Genomic DNA, 24,867 nt, shown 5'->3' with positions numbered 1-24,867 from the left:
CTTTAGGGTTGTAATTCCTTGGCTGATTATTGTTCGACAGTTACTCCAGGGCAACCTCTTGCCCCTTTCCAAAAAACTGGTCTAGAATTAGTTGCTCTTTTGCATGGAGGTCGCGATGTAGTTTTAGCAATTGATTTGACGGAGAGTGTTGGCCTTAACGATGAAGGTCGCATCCGTTTGCGTCAGATTGTTGAGGATAGTTTGCAACCAGGAGATACGGTTTATATTGTTCCTTTTGCAACAACCGTAAATCCACTCGCGCCCAGTGTCAACCCCCTACTACCCGAAAGTTCTATTCAATTTAATAGCAAAAAGGATATTGACCTAATTTTGCAGCGTATACCTCTTCAGCCAAATCTAAGTGTTCAAAATACCGATATTCAGCAGGCTGAACTTACCATTTATCAAGGTCTTGCAAATCTTAATCAGTGCCGTTTGGGGCAGAATCAACCAATTAAACCTCAGTCTGTAGTTTGGACTACTGATGCCCCACTATCTACTAAGTCGCCAGCGACTTCCGATGACTGGGTAGAAACACCCGCAGATAGTCCATTTCGGCAGGGGAACTCTCAAGCAAGTCAACAGCGTCAAGCTTGGTTTCAGGTATTGCCTTTGCGGAAGAGATCGTATACAATTACGACCAAGGATAATAAAGGATATGAATTAAGTGTTGTTGATATTTCTCCCAATATACAGGAGTTTTGTACGCCAGCACCGGGAGGGCGAGAAACTTGTTTAGTTTCTGCTTATTTATTGAATCAATTATGGTTGCCGTTGTCAATTTCTGGAATTGCCCTGGCTGCTTCTGTAGTTATTGGCATCAAATTCTGGCGGTTGCAAAAGAAATGGAAGCTAGCGGTAGACTTAACAGCTACTGCGAAAGAAGATGACCAAGTATGCTATCTGGGAAATAATCAAAGAATTGCGATCGGCGAGTACGAACCAAGCTGCGCTGATTCGATCGATACTCCAGGGCCAGAAGTCAGAGCTTATTTAGTAAGAAAGGGAGAAAAACTTTATTTAGAACCAACTGGGGAAGCTACTATTTTTTTGAATGCAAAAGAAGTCATTAAGCCGACTTTGATAACTAATACTAGTCGAATTAGGCTCAATTGTCCTATTTCTCACAAGCAAGATTACGAAATTGTGATTCAAGTCAAAAAATAAACAATCAGACAGATATGACTCAATCTACAAGCAGCGATCGCCAAGTGCGGGGTATAAACAGGACGGTTTGCATTGGTTTAGGCGGTACAGGAAGAGATGTATTAATGCGAATTCGCCGCTTAATCGTAGATCGCTATGGAGATTTAAGTCAGTTGCCGATTGTGAGTTTTGTTCACATCGATACCGACAAGGCCGCAACACAAGTATCGGGTTTGCGAACTGGTAGTACCTATCACGGTGTTGACCTCAGTTTTCGCGACTCTGAAAAAGTAGGCGCGACAATGACATCAGCAGAAGTAACTAACTTTGTGCAGGGACTAGAACGGCGTTCCAACTACGATCGCCAAGGGCCTTACGACCATATTGCACGTTGGTTTCCGCCCCAGTTACTGCGAAATATTAAAGCAGTAGAAGAAGGAGCAAAAGGCATTAGACCTGTAGGCAGATTGGCTTTTTTCCATAACTATCAAAAAATTAAAACAGCGGTAGAAACCGCAGAACGGCGGACGCGAGGACACGAGGCAATCTTATTAAAATCTGGCTTAAGAATTGAACCAGGATTGAATATTTTTGTCGTGGGTTCTCTATGCGGCGGCACTGGTAGCGGAATGTTTTTAGATGTTGCTTATAGTCTCAGAAAAGCTTACGGCGATGGAGGGGCTCAAATTGTCGGATATTTGGTGATTAGTCCGCAGTTATACGGCAATACATCTAATATGAGTGCCAATACTTATGCTGCACTTAAGGAACTGAATTACTATACTACTCCTGGTACTAAATTTGAGGCTTGTTATGATATGCAAAACTTAGTTTTAGTGCAGGAATCGCGACCGCCTTTTGACTATGCTTATTTAGTTTCAAATCAAACTGCGGGCGAGTATTCGATTCTAGAACAGCGCAAATTATGCAATGTTATTGCTCATAAAATAGCACTGGATTTTTCGGGAGAATTAGCGCCTGTAGTTAAGGGGATGCGGGATAATTTCTTGCAGCATTTGATTCAGTGGGATGACCATCCGCGACCGAATATCCAGCGGTATTTAACTTTCGGACTGGCAGCGATTTATTTTCCCCGCGACATTATTGTCCAAATTGCATTAACTCGAATTAGTTTAAAATTGGTAACATTCTGGTTAAATGGAGAGGGACAAAGCCCAGATCCGCAGTCGTCACTCGATCAATTTTTAATTCAGTATCGGTGGCATAGCGATTTGGCGAATAGGGATGGTTTTACTGTCAGATTAGCAGCAGCAGTGCAAGAATCCAATAAGACTTTTGCCAGTACGCTCAATACTTGGAGAAATGCCAAGTTAGAGAGAGTAATTAATGATTGCAAAAGTAAGGACGATCGCATTGGAATCAGGCAAACTTTACCGCGAGAGTTTCGCGATCAGTTTCGCAAAACTCAGCCAGGGGAAACTGAGAGTACAAGGGGAATTTGGCTGACAAGATTGTTACAAATTCGTCCGACGATTACGGAACAGCTTAAGCATGATATCGATGAGTTTTTAGCTGGTTTGTTGACTCCGGGAAATGTGAAATTTTCGATCAAAAGCAGTCGCGATTGGTTAGATGCTTTGCAAACTGATTTGAATCGTTATCAGCTTCAGTTGGAGGAAGAGATTGCTAAATTTGGGGGAACTCGCAAGCTGGAAGATTTGGAGAAAAAATGGCGAGATGCGGAAGAGATTATTGAGGAGATTGAGCAAAAATTTGACTTCCCAATTTTGGGAAGCAAGAATCGGCAAGTGCAAGCTGAAGCCAAAAGAGTTGTGCGGGAAGTCTGCGATTTAATTAAGCACAACTTTGATTTAGTGGTAACTCAGGAAGTGCTGCAAATTGTCGGAGATTTGCAGAAGCACGTTTTAGAACGTTCAACTCAGGTGGCTAGTTTTAACCGCTTGGTAGGCAATCTAAAGAGTGACTATGAGAAGGAGGAAAGCGATTTAAGACAATTGAATTTTGATGAAATGAGCGGCGAGGCAATTTTTGACAATAAAGATATTGATGGATGCTATAAAACCTTGCTACCAGAGCAAGATTTTCGCTCTCAGTTGGTGTTGGTGAGTAAGGAGATTACAAAAGTTTCAGGAGTGGGAGATTCGATTGCTTATTTGATCGATCGCACGGCTCAATTACAAGTACAAAACGAAATTGATTTGACAGTTGACAGGTTATTTGGTTCTCGCAGCACTCAGATTGTTCAATCTGTGATTAAGCGTTTTATCCAAAATTATTCGATTCAGGATCGCTCAACTCGTTTGGGACAAATTAGACAGGAATCTGAGCCACTGCTACGCTTAAACTTGAGCGATCCCTACTTTCGTAATAGTCCTGCGAAAAAAAGTGAGTTAGTAGGTTTTAAGGATACTGACGAGTCGGAAGTTCAGCAGTTTAAACTTACTTTGGGACGGGATTTAGGCATTGGAGAAAGTGTCCTGAAACCTACTCAAGCTGAGGATGAAATTTTAATTGTGACTGAGTATGCGGGGTTTCCTCTGAGACTGATTAGCGGTTTGGAACAAATGCGAAATCCCTACATCCGCGAACTAAATTCTGAGAGTTCTTTTCTACACAATGACTACCGAACTCGGTTTACTGATATTATTCCGCCTGACGCTCTTATTATGGAGGAATTAGAGGATATTTTTTATCCTTGTTTGGCTTTTGATCTGATTGGAAAAAATGCAAATACCCAGCAGTTGGAGTTTTCGTATTATGACGAATTGCGGGACTGTAATTCTAATGCTGAGATTAGCTCAGTCTGGAATCAAGCACTGGAAGAATTGGCGAATCGGCGGGATATGACTGATGCTTTGAAGGGGTTGTTGGACGTAGCGATCGCTCGGATTGATAAAAATCCTAATCTTTGGGAAGATGACTATTTACCGAAGCTACGGAATTTTGTAGATTTGGTAGATAAGTTGCCGGAGAATCATCCTAATTATCCTTACAAAGCTACGGTGGTAGGGGTTCCTGGAACTACTGAAATGCCTGCTAAGGAGGGGATTATCAATCGTTTTCGTAAGAAAATGGCTGAAAGATTTAAAGGTTTACAAATTTCTAAAACTTCGCCTCCGGGAATCGGTGCTTTTCAGGAAGTCATTCAGGCAGAAATAGTTGATGAGCCTACTGATTCTGTTGATAATCGTGCTAAGAGACGGCAAGAATTGGAGCTGTTAAAACAGGATGTGAATGGTGGTATTATTACCGATCGGGAGTATGAAAAGGAGCGGCAAAAGATTTTAAATAAGTATCCGATTTGATGAAATTGTGGCTGGCGGGTTTACCCCGCCTTTTGCAAAACAGGGATCTAGCATTTTTCATTCGGGAGTTGATCGATTATGTTTGACTTGTTAAAATTATTTCCAATATACTTGCTTGTTCCGACTATACTGCTGGTGATTTTACCTGCTGTGTTGGCGGCTCTTCAACGAATTATTCTTCATGGGAAGATAGTGGACAATACGAAAAAGGTGAGAATGTTACTAGGGGGGAATACTGGTGTATCCAAACCGACAATTGTTAGAGACTTAGAAGATAGATTTCAAGCTGCTAGTCAGTATATAGAAGAAGTGAATTCAGCAGCTTTAATTGATGGAATTTATGGCGAACAGAAGCTGACATTTTTGGGGATGCCGTTTTGTTACGATGGGATAGATTATTTCTGTCGCATCTTACCTAATTTGTTGCTATCTTTTGGTTTATTAGGTACTTTTTTAGGCATTACGCTGAATTTATCTAATCTGAGTCAAACAATTACTCAACTTCAAGGAAATACAAATATTAATCAGGATTTAGTATTTGCTGAATTGCAGAAACCGTTGCAAGGGATGGGAATTGCTTTTATCACCAGTCTGATAGCAGTATTTTTTAGTTCTGTTTTGACTGTGGTCAATTTTATCTGGAATACTGGTTTAGCTAAGTCACAGTTAATTAGCTATTTAGAAGATTATTTAGATAATGTTTATCAGCCAACAATACAGGGACAAACTCGCCTCAATCAAGTAGTTCAAGGCATGGCAGATACATTTGATAAATTTTTAACTAGATTTGGTCAAACAGTCCGTGAGGGTGTAGAATCTGCTCTCAAAGAAAAGATTGAAGAAATTATTGAAGCTAATCTTAAGGCTGCTAATTTAGCGGAACAAGTTTACGGTCGTTTAGCGGAAGCTTCTGGTACAATTGCTAGGGGTGCTAATGAATTTCAGGAAGCTGCGCGTAGATTTACAGAAGCGACGAACACATTGAAAAATAGCGATTTTCCCGATCAATTATCAAGGGCTACAGCTAATTTAGCTACCACACAAACTAATTTCTCTAATTCAACTTCAAGTTTAGCTGATACTGTTCAATCTCTGGGAACTATCTTTAGCCAAATCCAGAGTTTTAGCAAGCAGTTAGTAAACATGACAGAAGAAATCAGTCTGCTAAATCAGAGTTCATTCCAAGTATTAGGGTTGCATCAAACTAATCAACAGTCACTAAGCCAGATTATTCCACAACTTCAGCAAGGCTCGCAGAGTTTTGAGTCGGCTGTCACAACGCTTGACAAACTACAGAAAAGGATTGTGGTTAGAGTAGATAGTTTGGATAAAGTGCAAGTTGAGTTGACAAATTTAGTACAGACTATCAATAATTATACAAATCAGATTAATCTGGGGATTGACTCTATGACTGGCGAGATTACTAAAAGTATTAGCTATCAGGCGGAGAGTAACAATATACAATCGCAAGCTATCATAGCAAGTATTAACTCTTTTGCTGGCAGCATTGCAGAAACGATGAACAATCAAGCTGACAGTAACAGACAGCAATCGGAAGCGATCGCCGAAAGTATTGAGCAATATGTCCATCACCTCAGCGATATAAAAGATGAGCTTTCTGAGTTAGTAAAGACTTTGAGAGAGAAGATAGAAAGTCCGATTGTTGATAAACATATCAGCGATCTAAATCCTTGGTGAAATCCTAGCAATTCTAGATAATATGTATGCCGAATGAGTGCTTTTTTCAACCACAACTGAGAAGTTTCAATTATGCGTCGCCGAGCTCGTCCCGCAGATTCCCATGAAGACCTCAATATCTGGCCAGCTTTCACAGATTTGATGTCCAACGCTTTTATGATTATAAATTTATTCCTCTTACTAGCTTTAGTGAAATCTGTATTCTTAAAATCAACAGCAAAAAATACAAGCGACGAACTGGCTAAAGCTCAAAATAAAATTATCATGCTAGAAAAAAAATATGAAGATTTGCAGGGCGAACAGCGGGAAAAAAATAATCAAATTACAGCATTACAAAGACAAATAGAAAGCCTGAAATCGCCACCTTTAATTATTATAAAAGACTCCGATAATTTTCAAGATCGCCCTCTTAAATTCGAGGCAGGAAGAGCCGATTTACCAGAAGGTCTGCGTTTATTTATTGACAATGAGGTAGTTGACCAACTTGAAAGTTTTGCCAAGCAATATCCCGGATATGTTGTAGAAATAATCGGTCATACTGACGGTCAAGAAACAGTAGAGCCTGTTAGCAATTTAGATCAAACGTTAGAAAATGTAGCTAGTGGTAATGAATCTGTCAGTAACTTAAAAGCAGGTTCTAATGCAGATTTAGGATTAATGCGGGCCTTAGCGGTAGTCAAAAATCTCCAAGATTTTCAACGAAAAACTGGTCGGTTACAAGGTTTAAAATTCCGTGCTTATTCAGCAGCACAACTATTCCTAATTTCTGGAGAATACGCCGGAACCAATCGTAGTCCCGATCCAACTAGGAGACGGATAGAAATTCGTTTCACACCCGCAGCAGTGGAAAAATAAGTAGGTCGTTCTAATTAAATTAAGACGCGATCGCCGTTAGAGTCCCGACTTCACCGAAAAAGTCGGGACTTTGGGTATTCTGTTTGTTTACCCGTTGCTCAGGCAAGCTCAGACGAAATGTATCACTCAAAAACCACGGTTTTATACCAAACTTATTTGGCCGGCCCGACAGCCTCGATCGCAGCTTCCAGGGCGATCGACACATGAGTCCAATGAGTACCCCCTTGACAAAAAGCCACATAGGGTTCTCGCAGAGGCCCGTCTGCTGAAAACTCCGAGGTGCTGCCATCAATAAAAGTACCGCCAGCCATCACCAACTGACTCTCGTATCCCGGCATCGGCGCCGGTACTGGGTCTAAATACGAACCGACTGGGGAATTTTGCTGCACAGCCCGACAGAAAGCAATTAACTTATCAGCAGAACCGAATTCGATCGCCTGAATTACATCCCTGCGCTTCGCCAAAGGAATCGGATTCACCCGATAACCCAGCTTATAAAAAACATAAGCCGTCAAATGATTGCCCTTCATCGCCTCGCCCACAAACCCCGGGGCCATAAACAAACCCTGAAACAGCAAGCGGTTCAAATCAAAAGTCGCGCCCCCGCTGCTACCGATGCCGGGCGCTGTCAAGCGACAAGTTGCCGCCTCCACCAGATCCGCCCTCCCGGCCACGTAACCGCCCGCAGGGACGATCGTACCCCCTGGATTTTTGATTAAAGAACCCGCCATCAGATCTGCACCCACAGCAGTAGGTTCGCAATCATCAACAAACTCGCCGTAACAATTATCAACAAAGCAAATTGTGTTAGGATTCTGATGTTTGACTAGATCGACGATTTTTTTAATCTCAGAAATAGACAGACTCGATCGCCAAGAATAACCGCAAGAGCGCTGGATCAAAACCAGGCGAGTTTTTGTTGAAATAGCAGAGCTCAATGTCTGCCAATCCACACTACCTTCGCGAGTTAGAGGCAACTCACGGTAACTAATGCCGAAGTCAATAAGTGAACCTTGACCTTGCCCCCGCAAGCCGATCACTTCTTCTAAAGTATCGTAGGGAGAACCAGCCACTGCCAACATTTCGTCACCGGGACGCAGGATGCCAAACAGAGCACAGGCGATCGCGTGAGTACCCGAAACAAACTGTACCCGCACCGCTGCCGCCTCGGCCCCTACAACTTCGGCAAATACCCCGTCCAAAGTCTCCCGACCCAAATCATCGTGGCCGTAACCCGTAACTCCTGCAAAATGGTGGACTCCAACCCGGTGGCTGCGAAAAGCTTTTAAGACTCTTTGAAGATTTTGCTTGACTGTCGCGTCAATACCAGAAAAAATCTGAAAGAGTGCCTGTTCTGCTTCCTGTAGCCGTGAAACGCTATTCATCTATACCTCGCTCACCACTTGCGTGCGCGCTGTTCATTATGGCGTAGATGCGGCCCCTAGTTTGTAAACATAAGATATTCATGACGATTGTAACTTCCAAAAAAACTTCTCCTGATTGGCCTGTCATAGGCTTTATGGCCTTTCTGCACACCGGCGCTTTATTTGCTTTGCTGCCGGGTAACTTTAGCTGGTCTGCGGTCGGTCTAGCAGTATTCCTGCACTGGGTAACAGGTGGTTTAGGAATAACCCTCGGATTTCACCGTCTCGTCACCCACCGCAGTTTTCAAACACCGAAATGGCTCGAATACTTCCTAGTAATTTGCGGTACTCTGTCCTGTGAAGGCGGCCCGATTGACTGGGTCGGAATGCACCGGTTACACCACATCCATTCCGACACAGAAACGGATCCCCACGATTCCAATCAAGGCTTCTGGTGGAGCCACATGGGCTGGATGCTGTCAGATCTGCCGATCCGAGTTGAAATCCCCCGCTTTACGAAAGACATCGGCGACGACCCAGTATACAAGTTTCTCCAAGCATATTTTATACCCCTCCAAATTGTCTTCGGTGTGTTGCTTTATTTATTAGGCGGCTGGTCTTTCGTGGTTTGGGGCGTATTCATGCGGATTGTAGTGGTGTTCCACTGCACTTGGCTGGTTAATAGCGCTACCCACAAATTCGGCTACCGCACCTACGAGTCCGGCGATGGTTCGACTAACTGCTGGTGGGTGGCTTTGCTCACCTACGGCGAAGGCTGGCACAACAACCACCACGCTTTCCAATACTCCGCTCGCCACGGTCTCCAATGGTGGGAAATCGATTTGACCTGGATGACAATTCAACTGCTGCAATCGCTGGGTTTGGCAACCAAAGTGAAGTTAGCAGAAAAATAGGGCGATCGGCAATTTAGTCATTGGTTGTCGGTCATCAGTTCTGGACTAATGGCTCGTGACCAATGCCTAATCCTGTTTTTGCGATCGCTAAAGGTTGGGTTGAACTGAGATTGAATCATCTTGTGCGATCGACCCAACCAAAACCATAATCAGTTATAATAGATTTGAGAACAAAAAATTTTGTTTAGCAGCCAAAGTTTTTATTTTCATTCATTAAACCGTAAATCTTTTTCAATCCTCATCCTAAATCTATAATTCATTCATTTTTGATTCGTTTGGGCAAGTGTGCAGCAAGAAAGTTCACTGCTCAATCCAAACTTTTATGCGTGAATCTAGCTCGGTATCTCATCAGAAACCAAAAATAGAATGACAATAGCAACGCAAGAAAAACTCCAATACAATTGGAAGCACGTTATTAGTTTAGCAGGACTTCACATCGGTGCTTTGTTCGCACTGCTTCCCAGCAACTTCAATTGGACAGCAGTTGGTTTAACAGTATTCATGCACTGGATAACAGGCGGTTTGGGAATAACTCTCGGATGGCATCGTATGCTCACCCACCGCAGTTTTCAGGCACCAAAATTCGTAGAATACTTTCTAGCATTTTGCGGAGCCCTTGCCTGTCAAGGAGGAATAATTGATTGGGTTGGACTGCACCGATTGCACCACACCCACTCTGACCAAAATGCGATCGACCCTCACAATGCCCAACAGGGTTTTTGGTGGAGTCACCTCGGCTGGATGCTATATAAAGGCCCGGCTCACGCTGAAATTCCCCGCTGTACCAAAGACATTGCTAGCGATCCATTTTACCGATTTTTGCAAAACTACTTTCTCCCGATGCAAATCGTCTTTGGCGTGTTGCTTTACTTTGTAGCAGGCTGGTCATTTGTAGTTTGGGTAATCTTTGCCCGCTTAGTTTTGGTGTATCACTGCACTTGGTTTGTGAACAGTGCAACTCACAAATTTGGCTACCGCACTTACGAAACCGAAGATAGTTCTACTAACTGTTGGTGGGTTGCTGTTTTGACTTACGGGGAAGGCTGGCACAACAACCACCACGCTTATCAATACTCTGCCCGTCACGGTATGAAATGGTGGGAAATTGACTTCACCTGGATGACAATTCAAGCCTTGGAAGCAGTAGGTTTGGCTAGTAAAGTGAAATTACCACCTTCCCGAGCGGAAGGTTAGTTAGTTATTGTAGGGTGTACGCAGATTAATAATTTTTCTCCTGACGCACCTTACGGTTAGTTAGCACCTCTTAGTAATGTCGTTGCTCGCGTTCAATCCGTGTTGCGAACCTTTAAAACTTCTAGGAAAACCGATTCTTAACGCGGATTAACTCAGATATTTTCTCAATGCTATCAGGTGCGTCGCTATGAGATTGTCTATAGATCCCATTTGAGATCTTTAGTCAATGGCTAGACTTTTAAGGAATCGAATTAACCTAAAAAAGCAGTGTGCTTTTGGATAGCTGAGGAATTTTCTTTTGCATAGCTGAGGAGTTCGTGAGTCCACGACTCAAATAACCCAAAGACTTCATCAACGAGCTCCAGACAGCGGGTCTGAATCGCACCATTGAGGCAAATTTCTGAAATATCAATGCGATCGCTTCCTACCAAATGACCTGACTCTAGGTTAAAGTGAAATGCCCCGCAGTATCGCAATTCGATGTTGCGCCGCAACTCAATGGCTTTTGCCAGATCCTGCACGGTACTGAAAAGGACATTTCCAGTTTTTTCAATCGCCTCAATTATGGCAAGCCGTTCTACAGCACTTGCTGTAGAAATGAGAGCAGCCAGGCGGTAAGTTAGAATTCGATTTTGGCGTGTTTCGTCGCTCCACAAAAAACGCATCAGGTTCGTTGGAGTGCACCGATTATCGAAACCGAGTTTGGCAAAATCTTCAAGGTACCAAAGCCAATGGTGGTCGTCTTCATAGGTATGAATGTTCACCCGCTGCTGGTACTCATCGCTTGTCGGCTCGGAGCGCAGCATATATTTGTTGATATCCCCAAAACTCAGAATAAAATGCGCCATACACGGGTAAAAAGACAGCCGCTGTTCTTCAGATAAACTTGCATCCCGCATATATTGGAATAGTGGCAAGTTGGCGTAAGCCTCTTTGTGTTCTAATATTTTTGCGAGTACAATCTTCACAAGAACTCCTGATTTTTATTAAAATCTTTCCGCATTTTTGTATTATGGCACTGGCACATTATATCCGATATGGGTATTATCTAGTTTTGTTCACTGCCTAACAGCCGCCTGCATTAACATTCAGTCAAATCCGTTTTAGTATAGCACCTAATTTGAGTTCTTTAGTCGGTGGCAATGCTATCAGGTGCGTTGCTGTGAGATTGTTGATATTGAGTTGAAATTTTCTGTGGCGACGAACCCTACGACTATGACTTATAGGGAAATCGCTCCTTAACGCGGATTAACGCAGATATTTTCTCAATGCTATCAGGTGCGTCGCTATGAGATTGTCGATATTAAGTTAGAAATTTTCTGTGGCGACGCACCCTACGACTAATGACTAATCTACTAAGAGAGAGGGCGGGCACGGGGGCACCGCCCCTACTGACGACTAATGAGCCTGTTTTTGGTCGCCCCTGCCGCGCAAATATTCCGCTAAAAACGCCAATCCTCCCGAACCGACTATCAACAGCACGCTCAGAGCATTAATATCAGGTTTCACACCAGTCCGAATCCGGCTAAAAATTTCCATCGGTAGAGTTGTAGTCCCGCTACCGGCGGTGAAACTCGCAATCAAAAAATCGTCCATGCTGAGCACAAAAGATAGCAGACAACCCGAAACAATTCCAGGTATTAATTGAGGTAGCAAAACCTGAATAAAAGCCTCAACAGGTGTTGCACCCAAATCCAAGGCAGCCTCTTCTAAATACGGGTTTAAATCTGCCAATCTAGTAGAAACAGCTAGAGCGATGTAAGCCAGACAAAACACCACGTGGGCCGCGACAATTGTCCACAAACTCAGAGGAATAGCTAATGCTGCTAAAAATACTAGAGTAGCAACTGCGCTGGCAATATCTGGAATAATAATCGGCAAGTAGGAAACTCCCTGATATAAACTTTTGCCGGGAAAGCGGTAGCGGGCTAAACCAACGGCCATTAAAGTGCCGAGTACCGCCGAGATGGCAACTGCACAAACAGCAACTGTTAAACTGTTTCTCAGGGCAATTAAAATCCGCGTATCGCTAAATAATTTAACGTACCAATCTAAAGTAAATCCTTCCCAGCCGGCGCTAAAACGGGATTTGTTAAAGCTGTAAAATGTGAGTACCAAAATTGGCAGGTACATATAAAAAAACATTGAAACGGTAAATATTGCCTGCCAAGAAATCTTAAATTTAGGTTTTAAGTACATATCGGGTTGTATTTCCTCCTGTGGATTGTCGGCGGTATTTTCCATATCTCGTTAATCGGGAATTGGTAATTGGTAATCGGGGAATTGGGAATTGGGCATCGGGCATCGGGCATCGGGCATCGGGCATCGGGCATCGGGCATCGGGCATCGATTTGAAGAGAATTTGTAGCAACTAATTAATGACTAATAACTAATAACTAATGACTGCTGTCAACTGTCAACTGTCAACTGTCAACTGTCAACTGTCAACTGACTAAACTGCATTACGATCGCCATATTTGAGTAAAAGTGCAATTCCGATACTCACTGCAAAGATCAATACCATACTCAGAGCCGAACCCAGCCCCCAATTTTGAGTCGCGCCCAAAAACTGATTGTAAATCAAACGAGCAGCCGTCATGCTAGAAGCTCCACCGAGCAACTCGGGATCGACAAAATCCCCCAAACAGCTAATAAATACTAGCAAAGAACCCGCCGCAATCCCCGGCATTGTCTGCGGTACTGTTACTTTCCAGAAAGTTTCTACCGGATTCGCACCCAAATCCTGAGATGCTTCTAGCAATCTGCGATCGAGCTTTTCCAAGGAAGCGTAGAGAATGGTTACGATATAGGGCAAATAGCTGTAAGCCATGCCGATTAGAACGGCGGAACTTTGATTTAACAATTCTAGAGGAGGGATGCCCAAAAGTCCCAGGAGCGAGTTGAGAACGCCCGTAGGACGCAGAATTGTAATCCAAGCATACGATCGCAAAAGTGAAGAAGTCCACAGTGGCAACACAAAGCCCAACAAAGTTAAATTCCGCCACTTGGGCGAGACATTGAGCGCGATCCAGTAAGCGACAGGAAATCCCAGCAGCAAGCACAGAATAGTCGTTCCCGTGGCAAAAAAGAGCGATCGACCCATCACCTGCAAGTTAAGCGGCTCAAACACTCGCAGGTAGTTGCCGATTCCCGAAGGATTTACCAAATCTCCCGGCTTAATATTTGGTACCAAGCTAAGTTGAAAAATCACCAGAGTTGGTATTACTAATAATAAAACCAGGAACAAGCCAGAAGGGCCGAGCAATGCTAGCGGGCCTGTCCACTTTGACCATGGGGGGACGCTTTCAGGCTTGACTGGAGCAGTGGGAGGAATCGGAGGGGGAGCTTTGGTAGAAACAGCCATAAATAATAGTTTGGATTTTTTAGCGGTAGGGGCGAATTCACCAAAATCTTTAATTTCAAAGCCCGAATTCGTATAAACCCGCCCCCACCCAACGGTAAATCTAAATGTACCAGATCGACTTATTGTCGGAAAAATTGATGCGGGCGATCGACTCTGGGGGCGAGAGTCAGAGATTGTTGGTCAAATTTGCTCCTACAGGTTAGGGTTAACCAGCGGTTAATTTAGTCCAATAGCGATCGTAAACTTCCATAAATTTCCCTACTGGAGCCACACCTTCGCAATTTTTCAAAACAGCTTCCGAAGGGAAAAGAAGCTCGTTTTCGCGGACTTCCGGCGTCAGCAAACTATAAGCATCTTCCGAAGGAGTTGAAAAACTGAGCCTTTCTACTAGAGAAGCAGCGACATCCGCTTGCAACATAAAGTTAATCCACTTATAAGCTGCATCGGGATTGGGAGCACCTTTGGGAATTACTAAAGTATCAGTCCACAGAGAAGAACCGCTTTTTGGTACGACATACTTTAATTTGTCGTTATCTGAAATTACTTCATTGGCATCAGAAGAATAACACATGGCTATCTTCAAATCCCCCGTCAGCATTTGCGGCCGCCAAGCATCCGTGGTAAAAGATGCGATCGCAGGTTTGAGTTCCACCAACTTTTGGTAAGCTTGTTTGACTTGCTCTGGGTTAGTAGAATTCAGAGAATAGCCCAGCATCCGCAACGCAGCGCCCATGACTTCTCGAACATCGCTCGCTAGCGTCATTCTCCTTGCTAACTCTTTTTTGTGTTCCCACAAATAACTCCAATCGACCGGAGCTTCTTTGAGTTGTTCGCTGTTGTAAATCAAGCCTGTGGTTCCCCAGCTCAAAGGAACGCTGTAGCGGTTTCCTGGGTCGTATACAGGGTTTTGAAACTGTTTTTTTAGTCGATCGAGTCCGCCCAAAATCGAGTGGTCTAATTGAGTCAACAGCCCCAGTTCCGTCATCTGAACCACCATGTAGTCAGACGGGTAAATGATGCTGTAGGCGCGGCCGCCACCAGCTTGAACCCTAGCCAGCATCTCTTCGTTGGAGCTAAACACGTCGGCGACTACGCGAATGCCGGTTTTTTCAGCAAAGCGATCGAGCAAAGCTTTATCGGTATAGCCTGCCCAAGTATAGATAAAAAGTTCGTCGGCAGCACCTTTGACAGGAGGAGCAGATTGTACGTCTGCAAGCCGCCAGCCGCAACTGGAAAGAGCTAACCCAGAAATTGTCGCCGCCGAATTTTTTAGGAACTGACGGCGTGTGGAATTAGCCGGGGAAATCCTGGAAATTGGTAGATTTGTCGGAGGCACAGTTTGATTTTAGATTTTAGATTTGGAAATTAACTGATTTTAGATTTTGGAGCAAACGCAGATGGAGGCAGATTAATACTGATGCTATTAGATGCTGGTTAGTTTTGTCCAGTAACGATCGTAAACATCTGTAAATTTTCCTAGGGGTGCCACGCCTTCGCAGTTTTCTAAAGTAGCCTCAGAAGGAAAAAGAATTTTATTTTTGCGAACTTCTGGAGTCAGCAAATAAAAAGCATCTTCTAAAGGAGTTGCAAAACCTAATCGTTGGACTAGGGAAGCGGCAATATCGGCTTGGAGTATGAAATTAATCCATTTGTAAGCTGCATCTAGATTTGGTGCTCCTTTAGGAATTACTAAGGTGTCAGTCCACAGCGAAGATCCACTTTTCGGCACAACATACCGCAATTTATGATTTTTTGCAATTACTTCATTGGCATCAGAAGAATAGCACATTGCTAATTTTAACTCTCCTGTCAGGATTTGCGATCGCCAAGCATCTGTCGTAAAAGATGCGATCGCCGATTTGAGCTCTTTTAATTTTTCATAGGCTTTTTTTACTTGTTGTTTGTTTGTAGAATTAAGAGAATAACCGAGCATCCGCAGCGCCGCGCCCATTACTTCTCTAACGTCGTTTAGCAGAGTCATTCGCCTTGCTAACTCTTTTTTGCGTTCCCACAAATAACTCCAATCTTCGGGAGGTTCTTTGAACTGTTCGCTGTTATAAATCAGTCCAGTTGTCCCCCAACTAAAAGGCACGCTGTAGCGGTTTCCCGGGTCGTAGACGGGGTTTTGGAACCGCTTTTTGAGCCGATCGAGTCCGCCGACGATCGATCGGTCTAACTGAGCCAACATCCCGAGTTTTTTCATCTGCACCACCATGTAATCAGACGGGTAAACGATGCTGTAGATGTGGGGAACACCAACTTTAAGTCTCGCCAGCATTGTTTCCGGGGAGTCTAACAAGTGTGCAATTACGCGAATCCCCGTTTTTTCAGCAAAGCGATCGAGCAAAGCTTTATCGGTATAGCCTGCCCAAGTATAGATGAAAAGTTGGTCGGCAGCACCTTTGACGGGAGGAGCAGATTTTACGTCTGCAAGCCGCCAGCCGCAACTGGAAAGAGCTAACCCGGAAATTGTCGCCGCCGAATTTTTTAGGAACTGACGGCGTGTGGAATTAGCCGGGAAAATCCTGGAAATTGGTAGATTTGTCGGAGGCACAGATTCTAAGATTGGTAATTTGTTATCTGTTATTGGTTATCTGTTATTGGTTATCTGTTATTGGTTATCTGTTATTGGTTATCTGTTATTGGAACTAACAACTAACAACTAACAACTAACAACTAACAACTAACAACTAACAACTAACAACTGACTAATTATTTTCGATCGCCCAAAGCGAGACAATCAGTAGTTCCCCAGTAAGCATAAATCGGCGTGTGCGGGTCTGGGAAAGTACCGCCAGTATTTGGTTGGCGCACCGTAATTTTATCGCCGGACGACAACTCAACCACGTAATGAACGTGGGTGCCCATGTACATAATGTTTTTGAGCCGCCCTTCAAAACAGTTGACCGACAATTCCGGCTGGTAGAGATTCAAATATACTTTTTCAGGCCGGACGCTAACCACCACAGAGTCACCGATGACACCACTCCACATATCCGACTGCTGAACGATTATTTTCAGATTGGCGGATGTGCGAACTGTAATAGTCGATCGGTCGATCGACTCCACCGTACCAGAAAACAAATTAGTATCCCCAATAAAATCCGCCACAAAAGCAGTCTGGGGACACTCATAAATTTCTTCAGGAGAGCCAATTTGCTCAATCCTGCCCTCGTGCATCACCGCAATCCGGTTAGAAAGACTCATCGCCTCTTCTTGGTCGTGAGTCACCATCACAAAAGTCAAACCCAACTCTTGATGCAAATTCGACAATTCCAACTGCATCTGCTTCCGCAACTTCAAATCCAGAGCACCCAAGGGTTCGTCCAGCAACAGAACCGCCGGTCGATTTACCAGAGCTCTGGCCAAAGCCACCCGCTGCTGCTGGCCGCCCGACATTTGACCCGGAAACCTGTTGGCGAAAGATTCCATCTTCACCAATTGCAAAGCTTCGCGTACCCGTTCTTCTACTTCCGATTTCCCGAGCTTTTTAATCCGCAATCCAAAAGCAATATTGTCCCAGACATTCATGTGTCCGAACAGGGCGTAGCTTTGAAACACAGTATTTACCGGACGGCGGTAAGCTGGAGTATTCGTCATCGACTGGCCGCGAATCATCAATTCGCCAGCCGAGGGAGTCTCGAACCCAGCGATTAAGCGCAGCGTGGTAGTCTTACCGCAGCCGGAGGGCCCGAGAATGCTAAAGAATTCTCCTTGACGAATGCTGAGGTCAACTCCGCGGACTGCGGTTTCGCCGTTAAATACCTTAAAGACCTTGCGGAGTTCAACGTCAAGCGCTGTATCCGTTGCTGTCGTACCTTGGTTGAGTGCTGTCTGAAACATATTCGCCCTTTCCTGGGAGTAATGCACGCCGCTTGAATACAGTTTAAGTTTAGACTTTTCTGTATTTTAGGCGAGGAATGTTAGGAATTGAGAGGTTTTGGGATTTGTTCTTCAACTATAACCGCAGGAGTCCCCCGCCATAAAACGAGCGTAGCAATGTTTTTGGCGGTGGTGAGGAATGCGGGTCAGGGAGGAGATACACCCCGCAAGCCAATTTCGACCGCAGGGAAAACAGGCGAGGGGGTGTGCGACGAGCGAACAACTGAGGCTTTGCTGCTTGACGACATCTCAATACGTGAGATAAAATAAAGCTATGAAACAAGTCCTGACAGTATCTTGCAAACTCCAAGTAACGCCTGAGCAAGTCGCCAAAATTGAAGCGATGCTTCAGGCGTTTGCTGATGCTTGCGAGTATGTAAACCAAGTCGTACAGCCTAATTTGATGAACGAATTGGCTATTCAGTCTTTGGTTTATCAGGATGTCAGAGCTAGATTTGGTTTGTCCTCTCAGTTGGCTATTCATGCAATTAGACGGGTTTCTGGTAATCGGAAAACCGCGAAGAAAGATGGTAAGCCAGTGAAGAAGTTTGCCCCCACCAGTGCTACTTATGATGTCCGCACTTTTTCGTTGAGAGAAAAAGATTGGACGGTCAGCTTGACTACTGTCGATGGTAGAGAGCGATTTCCGTTGGCGATTGGTAATTACCAGCGGGCATTGTTGAAAGGACAAACACCCAAAACAGCTACTTTGTGTAAGCGCAAGGATGCCACCTACTATCTGAATATTCAGCTTGAGTCTGCGCCACCAGATCTAGAAGCAACTGATGGTGTTTTGGGTTGCGATCTGGGGAGAACTGACATTGTTGTTACTTCTGAAGGGGATAAATTTAGCGGTAAAGAAATTACCAAGGTGAGAAACCATTACGCTTCCTTGAGAGCGAGTATCCAGCAAAAAGCCGCGAAAGGCACGCGCAGCACCCGTCGCAGATGTCGGGCACTGTTGAAACGGTTGTCGGGCAAGGAAAGACGCTTTCAGGAATTGCTCAATCACACTGTCAGTCACAGGCTGGTAACTAAAGCTAGTCACCAAAAACAAGCGATTGGCTTGGAGGATTTGACCGGAATTAGAGAACGCACTAACCAACTTCGTCGCACCCAAAAAGAGCGCAGGCTTAGTAATAGTTGGGCCTTCTACCAATTGCGGCAATTCTTAACCTATAAGGCGATAAAACATGGTGTAAAACTTGTTTTTGTTGACCCGAGATTTACCAGCCAAACTTGCCACAACTGCTACCATATTCACCCGGTTCGAGGTGAATCTTATCGGAATGGTAAAAAGTTTGTTTGTGAACATTGTGGCTGGAGTGGTGATGCTGACTACAACGCAGCTAAAAATATTTCTGCTCTTGGGGTGCTCGTAAACGCGCCTAGAGGTTCCGAGATGCTGTCTTGTTCTTTGAGCAAGCACATTGAGAGGGCTGCTGAAAGCCCCCACCAGATGGCAAGCGCGTAGCGCGTAGCAATTGGTGGTGGGTAGTTTACATTCTATCTCAGCTTGTTCCGAGGCCATACCGAATGTCTGGTTTCTTACCAAATTCGATCGACCCAGCATCTATTGATTCTCAGGACTTGGCGTGGGAGAAGGTGTTTGCGGTTTCTCAGGTTTGGGTGTTTCTGCTTTTTTCCACTCAGACAAAGGTCGCTGGACGGCATTTTTAAAGTCAAAAGGTACCAGCAGGACTGGCAAAGTTTCGGCACTATTTTGAGGTGGCGCTTCCGCCGGGTTGGCTTGGGCGTACAAAAAGCGGCCGCTAAAGTCTGTTTTGCCTAACACTAGGCGGTGAGTTTCCTGGTTGTCCAGTTTGACTGTGACTGTGGCTTGCGGTTGGTCAAGGCCGAATTCTGGCAGTTGAGCCGCAGTAATATCTATTGTGCGATCGCTCTTTCCTGTTGCCAGCCTGTCCAGCAAAAAATCCACCGATGCCTGACTCGCGTGTGCTTGCACCGGCAATTTCATTTCCCAGCTAGACTTACCTCCTTTCTTTGCATAAACCCGTTCAAAAGTCAAGATTTTTTCCGGAGTTTTAACTGTAAAGAATTGTACGCGATCGGACTTGAAAGTAAAAATTTTATGTTTTTCGTCCTTAGCCGCCTCCTGTTTCGGAGAGACTTGCGTCTCGTACAAAGAAACCAACCCCGCCATAGTCAGCGCAACGGCTATCAATATAAATGTATTTTTCTGCAATTTCATAATAATCGGAAATTAGTCATTAGTCATTAGTCATTAGTCATTGTAGGGTGCGTCAGGGTTGAATATTTTGCTCTGTGATTAATAATTCCCGCCTGACGCACCCTACGAGAATTAGTTATTGTAGGGTGCGTCAGGATTGAATATTTTGCTTGGTGACTAATAATTCCCGCCTGACGCACCCTACGCGAATTAGGGATTAGGAATTAGGAATTGGGAATTACTTATTGTAGGGTGCGTCAGGGTTGAATATTTTGCTCTGTGACTAATAATTTTCCCCTGACGCACCCTACGGGAATTAGGAATTGGGAATTAGGAATTGCGAATTGGGAATGGGTTGAAAAACAAGAAAGAGGCAAATAAATCCCTTACATTTCTTAAATTCCCTACATTGCTCGTTGCCGAACTTGCTTCATAATTATCTTCTCTTCCACCAAATAGCACCACCAATACCCAGTCCCAGTAAAGGCCAAATCAGCCAAGCTAAAACCAACAATCCTACTTGGACATCATTCATGTTAATGCGGCGGTTGGTAGCTTTTTTCGGGCTGATAGAAAAGCTTTGCTGGTCTGGTTTGCTCAACCAACTCACTGAATTGAGAAACACATCGCTATTGAGTTGTTGGTCAAACCAACCGTTAGTCACAAATTGAGATGTACCAATTACTACCATGCGCGATGTTTTTGTAGGACTTGAGGGCACAGAAGGAGTTGTGGTTAGACTGGGAGATGCTGTCGGAGATGCTGTGGGAGATGTTGTTGGTGTTGGCGTGGGCGAACTTTCAGGAGATACTGTGGGAGATGTTGTTGGTGTTGGCGTGGGCGAACTTTCAGGAGATACTGTGGGAGATGTTGTTGGTGTTGGGGAAGTCGTCGGTAATGCTGGAGGTGTAGCTTCTTGGGAGACAATCACCGAATAACTAATTGGGGAAGCTACGGGTGAAGTTGTCGGTGATGGCGAAGTTGTTGGTGATGGCGAAGTTGTTGGTGATGGCGAAGTTGTCGGTGATGGTGAAGTTGTTGGTGATGGTGAAGGTTTCGGCGAAGTTGTTGGTGATGGTGAAGTTGTCGGTGATGGTGAAGGTTTCGGCGAAGTTGTTGGTGATGGCGATGGTTTCGGCGAAGTTGTTGGTGATGGTGAAGTTGTTGGTGATGGTGAAGTTGTTGGCGATGGCGAAGTTGTTGGCGATGGTGAAGTTGTTGGCGATGGTGAAGTTGTTGGCGATGGCGAAGTTGTTGGCGATGGCGAAGTTGTCGCCGATGGTTGGGGTGAAGGCGTGACTGGTGTTGGTGAGGGTGAGGGGTTTAACGGAGTGCTATCAGAACCCGATCGCACCAAAGCCACACCTAATAATAACGGGCCTTGTCGATCGGTCTTCGGATCGAACTCCAATTTTTTAGTCGTCAAATCGCTTTCCGCCCAACTTTCCTGACTCGTCCAAATCAGGGGTTTTTCCTCTATCCCTACTACAGGCGAAGTTTCCAAAGCGCGTGCAAACGGATAAAATGAAATACCGCTACCGAAACTTTGAGTAATCGGATGTTCCCCGTAACGCCTGACTGTGGGAACCGTCGCGCCCAGGCCAAATTTTTGACCGGTACCCGAAGCATCGATGACCAAACGGCTGTCTAGTTTTACGCCCCATTCTTGCAAAAATTTGTCTAATCCCGTATTAATTGCCGGGTCTACCATTAAAAATAAACTGCCACCGCGATCGAGATAAGCTTTTAGTGCTTTAATTTCTACATCCGAAAAAGGTTTATCCTGTCCGGGAACAATTAAAGCATCTGCATCTTCTGGAACTTCTTTTCGTTCGCTCAAATTCAGCGTTTGAGAGTTATAGTATTTATCTTTTAGAGCTTTTTCAGCTTGCTGAATTCCGCCTTGACCTTCTTTCAGCGGGCGAGCTCCTTTGCCTTGCAAAAAGTAAACTGTAGGAGTACGAGTGCTGAGAATTTCTTCTAAGCCATTTGTAAGTTTGATCTCCGAAAGACCTTGATTCGGGTCACTACCAAAAGCAGTACCACCTTTTTGCAGGACTTGTTTTTTGTCACCGGATTGCAAGTAAATTTCTCCGATGCTGCTAATGCTAAACTCCCGGATTTTTCCCGGTTGGGCCTGGGGGTCAACAAACTCGTATTGAAACTTTTCGCCTCCCTCGCGTTTGTAGCTTTGCAGCAATTCTTTAATTTGCGGATTTTGGATGGGGTCAAATACCCAAACCTTGACTGTTTGTTGCAGGTTTTGCAGGATTTGTTGAGTCTGGGGGGCGAGGGTAAATTGTTGGCTTTCGGTTAAGTCGATGCGGAGGGGATAGCGAAAGGCTATAAAGTTAATTACTCCCAGAATCACAAAGACGGCGAGGGTAGCAATCAGGGCGTTGGTACTCGCTTGAGTGGAACGTCGCCCCCAAAAGCCTTGTTCGTAAGTCAAGGATAGCAGCCAAAGTGCGATCGTCACTATTCCGGCAATAACTAAACCGACTGTCAGGGGTTCCCACGCTGCGGATACAAGTGCTGCTGTTAACCCCGCTGCGGTGAGGAGAGGGCCCAGCCAAAAAACGTATTTCCAATTTGTTTTGGTAATTTTCATAAGCTAAATATTGTTTGTGTGAGCAAATTCCGGTTCAAGAATTTTATTCTATATTGAGTTAGTCTGCTGCAACCAGGCTGTTAAATCTGAGAGACTGTTGAAATCCAGAACCGCATCTCCTAATTCTTCTAATTCCTGTAATCCTAATTGACGGATCGAGTTTTCTAGTTCCGGTTGGATTGTGCCTAAGCGTCGCACAAGTTGACGCAATATTAATGAGAGTTGAGCAGTTTTTGTCAGTTGTTCTCTTGCTACTTCTATCGCAATCTGCTGGTCTTGAATCCACTGTTCTTGGTTCTGCAACTCTTTTAATTCTTCTTGACTAAAATTGTCCTTGTTGGCAATTTTAAAAGCTTTCTGAATTTCGGGAACAGCACTCAGTGTTTCGGGGACTGTCTCCAGAATACTGGCATTTTGGAGAAAGTAAATCCATTGTTCAGATCCTGTTTCTAATTGTGCTAATTCTTTACTGAATTTTGGCAGCTCCACAAATACTAATTCTATTTCAGTATCTGGACAATCAAATTTTTGCTCTTTTTCTTTGAAAACAAACCGAGTCATAAATTCTGGCTGATTTTCAAACATTTCAAAGTCGGCAATTTTCAAGGAAGTTACTGTTTTTAGTCTTTCATAGCGTTCTTCTCCTGTTAATTGCCCGCTGTAGGCTTTGGCAGCATTGTACAACACTCTTTTCTCGAAGGAAGGAACGTTGAGCAGTTGAATTTCAATGAGGGCGATTCTGCCACCGTTAATTGTGGCTTTGACATCTAGGTGTGTGTCTGGGACTCCGAAAGTTTTATTTCCCGGTTGGGAGTCGATTATTTCTAAGTCTTTAATGACAGGCTGTGCTTCATAAAGGATGGCGTTTAAAAAATTAATGAGGATGTATTTGCTGTCGCTGGAACCGAAGATCTTTTTGAAGGCAAAGTCGATTTTGGGATTGATAAATCTCATTGTTTGATTTACTTGGTAGAATCATTTACCCTGAAAATATAACCGAATGTTGAAGGAAGTTCGGCAACGGATTTTGTAACTGATGTAATGGATGGGCAAAAGGAATAAGTCAGTAGGCAGATTAATGCCCGATGTCCTGTTTGGCCGATGTCCTGTTTGGCCGATGCTTTTAGGCTCGATGCCCGTTGTTTTTAAGAACGCTGATATCGCAAAGCGTCGATCGACTGTGCTGTGAGAAATACTCCTAGAATGATGTAACTGGCAAAGATAATTATACTGCTAGTATCAAAAACTCCCTTGACAAGATTAGTGTAATGTGTTAGGAGTGAAAGCTGTCCTAATGCTGCTCCGAAGGGCCCGCCGATACCGACGGCGGCTGCATCGATTACCCACAGAAATAAGACTAGAGCGAAGGTGAGGATGGCGGATAAAATCGTGCTGTCTGTAAGGGATGAAATAAACATTCCGAGGGACAATATTCCGGCTGCTAGTAAGATTAGGCCGCCGTGTCCTAGCAGCACAACGCCGGAGGGTACGGGTGGGCTTGAGGAACTTAGGGCGATCGCCTCACAGAAGAGCAGTGGCACCAACATTGTGGTATAAAATGTTAAAACGCCGAGGAGTTTGCCGGTAGCAACAACCCAGTTGGTTAAGGGCGATGTGGCTAAAAGTTCTAAAGTGCCGCGCTTGCGTTCTTCTGCGTAAAGTCCCATGGAGAGTGCTGGTAATACGAACAGTGAAAGAGAACCCATAATTCGCAGAAAAAGTTGCAGGAATTCATAGGCTATGTCGATCGCAGGTTCGGTAATTCCCATTCTATCTCGCTGGGTGATTTGGGGAATTAGGCCGTCCGGGGCGAGGAGAATGGCGATTAAAAAGTAGCCGGTGATCAGCCAAAAGACTGCTGCGATAGCATAGGCAAATGGTGATGCAAAATAGCTTTGCAGTTCTTTGCGGTAAATGGCGATGATATTACTAATCATTACTAACATTTAGGAATTGGGAATGGGTAATTGGGTATTGGTAATTGCTTCATTCTGAGTCGCCTCCCGGCAGTGTTTCGCTGTCGTTGCTCTCTTGTTGCTTTCTTTCTATTTTTCGCTTTCTGTTAACAGGTGGTTGTTCTCCTTGAGAATCGCTACTCGGTTGTGGCCTTTTTTTAACTTGCCGATTTTTGACAACAGGTTCGGATTTTGGTTGAGGAAGCTCGCTCGACTCTACGATTTGGGCAACAGGTTCGGATTTAGCTTCGCTCGACTCTACGATTTTGGCAATAGGTTCTGCAACAGGTTCGGATTTTGGTTGAGGAAGCTCGCTCGACTCTGCGATTTGGGCAACAGATTCGGCAACAGGTTCGCTCGACTCTACGATTTTGGCAATAGGTTCTGCAACAGGTTCTGCAACAGG

General features: G+C 44.5%; 18 protein-coding genes and 1 pseudogene. 7 read left to right on the top strand and 12 right to left on the bottom strand.

The features are described from left to right. Window positions 1-18 precede the first annotated feature (18 nt). The 4 genes from QZ918_RS26220 (at window position 19) to QZ918_RS26205 (ending at window position 6,986) form a co-directional block, all read left to right on the top strand. Window positions 19-1,167: a VWA domain-containing protein gene (locus QZ918_RS26220; RefSeq protein ID WP_293340280.1), complete on the top strand. Its 1,149-nt coding sequence runs from the start codon at window positions 19-21 to the stop codon at window positions 1,165-1,167. Between the two features lie 14 nt (window positions 1,168-1,181). Then, window positions 1,182-4,433, top strand: a complete 3,252-nt coding sequence (locus QZ918_RS26215; RefSeq protein WP_293340278.1) for a tubulin-like doman-containing protein — start codon at window positions 1,182-1,184, stop codon at window positions 4,431-4,433. A 78-nt stretch (window positions 4,434-4,511) separates the two neighbouring features. Continuing rightward, window positions 4,512-6,131 carry a hypothetical protein gene (locus QZ918_RS26210; RefSeq protein WP_293340275.1) on the top strand — a complete coding sequence of 540 codons (1,620 nt, stop codon included), beginning with the start codon at window positions 4,512-4,514 and terminating at the stop codon, window positions 6,129-6,131. Window positions 6,132-6,272: 141 nt separating this feature from the next. Beyond that, complete coding sequence (locus tag QZ918_RS26205; RefSeq protein WP_293340272.1) at window positions 6,273-6,986, top strand: hypothetical protein; 714 nt, start codon at window positions 6,273-6,275, stop codon at window positions 6,984-6,986. A gap of 152 nt (window positions 6,987-7,138) precedes the next feature. Here QZ918_RS26205 and QZ918_RS26200 read toward each other — a convergent pair whose 3' ends face one another. Then, window positions 7,139-8,371 carry a methionine gamma-lyase family protein gene (locus tag QZ918_RS26200; protein WP_293340269.1) on the bottom strand — a complete coding sequence of 411 codons (1,233 nt, stop codon included), beginning with the start codon at window positions 8,369-8,371 and terminating at the stop codon, window positions 7,139-7,141. Window positions 8,372-8,451: 80 nt separating this feature from the next. On the opposite strand from QZ918_RS26200, the gene QZ918_RS26195 reads away from it, so the two are divergent. Together QZ918_RS26195 and QZ918_RS26190 are read left to right on the top strand one after the other, a co-directional pair. Then, window positions 8,452-9,264: an acyl-CoA desaturase gene (locus QZ918_RS26195; RefSeq protein ID WP_293157155.1), complete on the top strand. Its 813-nt coding sequence runs from the start codon at window positions 8,452-8,454 to the stop codon at window positions 9,262-9,264. 366 nt (window positions 9,265-9,630) lie between these two features. Continuing rightward, complete coding sequence (locus tag QZ918_RS26190) at window positions 9,631-10,458, top strand: acyl-CoA desaturase (protein WP_293340266.1); 828 nt, start codon at window positions 9,631-9,633, stop codon at window positions 10,456-10,458. Between the two features lie 251 nt (window positions 10,459-10,709). Here the strand turns inward: QZ918_RS26190 and QZ918_RS26185 are convergent, their stop codons facing one another. The 6 genes from QZ918_RS26185 to QZ918_RS26160 all read right to left on the bottom strand — a co-directional run bounded on the left by QZ918_RS26185 (window position 10,710) and on the right by QZ918_RS26160 (window position 17,665). Next, the gene (locus QZ918_RS26185) at window positions 10,710-11,426 is read right to left on the bottom strand and encodes a hypothetical protein (protein WP_293340263.1); all 717 of its coding nucleotides are present in this window, start codon (window positions 11,424-11,426) and stop codon (window positions 10,710-10,712) included. Between the two features lie 430 nt (window positions 11,427-11,856). Next, on the bottom strand, window positions 11,857-12,702 hold the full coding sequence (locus QZ918_RS26180; RefSeq protein WP_293340260.1) for an ABC transporter permease: 846 nt from the start codon (window positions 12,700-12,702) through the stop codon (window positions 11,857-11,859). Window positions 12,703-12,910: 208 nt separating this feature from the next. Beyond that, window positions 12,911-13,822, bottom strand: coding sequence for an ABC transporter permease (locus tag QZ918_RS26175; RefSeq protein ID WP_293252960.1), 912 nt, complete (start codon window positions 13,820-13,822; stop codon window positions 12,911-12,913). Window positions 13,823-14,027: 205 nt separating this feature from the next. Further along, the gene (locus QZ918_RS26170) at window positions 14,028-15,158 is read right to left on the bottom strand and encodes an ABC transporter substrate-binding protein (RefSeq protein WP_293340257.1); all 1,131 of its coding nucleotides are present in this window, start codon (window positions 15,156-15,158) and stop codon (window positions 14,028-14,030) included. Window positions 15,159-15,245: 87 nt separating this feature from the next. Then, window positions 15,246-16,376 carry an ABC transporter substrate-binding protein gene (locus tag QZ918_RS26165; RefSeq protein WP_293340254.1) on the bottom strand — a complete coding sequence of 377 codons (1,131 nt, stop codon included), beginning with the start codon at window positions 16,374-16,376 and terminating at the stop codon, window positions 15,246-15,248. A gap of 158 nt (window positions 16,377-16,534) precedes the next feature. Further along, a complete protein-coding gene (locus QZ918_RS26160; RefSeq protein WP_293340251.1) occupies window positions 16,535-17,665 on the bottom strand; it encodes an ABC transporter ATP-binding protein in 1,131 nt (376 codons plus the stop codon). A gap of 313 nt (window positions 17,666-17,978) precedes the next feature. On the opposite strand from QZ918_RS26160, the gene QZ918_RS26155 reads away from it, so the two are divergent. Continuing rightward, window positions 17,979-19,178, top strand: coding sequence for an RNA-guided endonuclease InsQ/TnpB family protein (locus QZ918_RS26155; RefSeq protein ID WP_293340248.1), 1,200 nt, complete (start codon window positions 17,979-17,981; stop codon window positions 19,176-19,178). Between the two features lie 99 nt (window positions 19,179-19,277). Here the strand turns inward: QZ918_RS26155 and QZ918_RS26150 are convergent, their stop codons facing one another. The 5 genes and pseudogenes from QZ918_RS26150 to QZ918_RS26130 all read right to left on the bottom strand — a co-directional run. Further along, window positions 19,278-19,916, bottom strand: coding sequence for a DUF4340 domain-containing protein (locus tag QZ918_RS26150; protein WP_293340246.1), 639 nt, complete (start codon window positions 19,914-19,916; stop codon window positions 19,278-19,280). A gap of 415 nt (window positions 19,917-20,331) precedes the next feature. Further along, window positions 20,332-22,506: a Gldg family protein gene (locus tag QZ918_RS26145; protein ID WP_293340243.1), complete on the bottom strand. Its 2,175-nt coding sequence runs from the start codon at window positions 22,504-22,506 to the stop codon at window positions 20,332-20,334. A 48-nt stretch (window positions 22,507-22,554) separates the two neighbouring features. Then, window positions 22,555-23,460, bottom strand: a complete 906-nt coding sequence (locus tag QZ918_RS26140) for an Rpn family recombination-promoting nuclease/putative transposase (protein ID WP_293157183.1) — start codon at window positions 23,458-23,460, stop codon at window positions 22,555-22,557. Between the two features lie 191 nt (window positions 23,461-23,651). Further along, window positions 23,652-24,452, bottom strand: coding sequence for an ABC transporter permease (locus QZ918_RS26135; protein WP_293340240.1), 801 nt, complete (start codon window positions 24,450-24,452; stop codon window positions 23,652-23,654). A gap of 40 nt (window positions 24,453-24,492) precedes the next feature. Beyond that, window positions 24,493-24,867 (bottom strand): annotated as a pseudogene (locus tag QZ918_RS26130) (hypothetical protein); the annotation flags it as partial.

Origin of the sequence: Microcoleus sp. CAWBG58, assembly GCF_020883045.1 — a bacterium.
Lineage (GTDB): Bacteria > Cyanobacteriota > Cyanobacteriia > Cyanobacteriales > Microcoleaceae > Microcoleus.
This window is presented reverse-complemented; position numbering and strand designations above follow the sequence as displayed.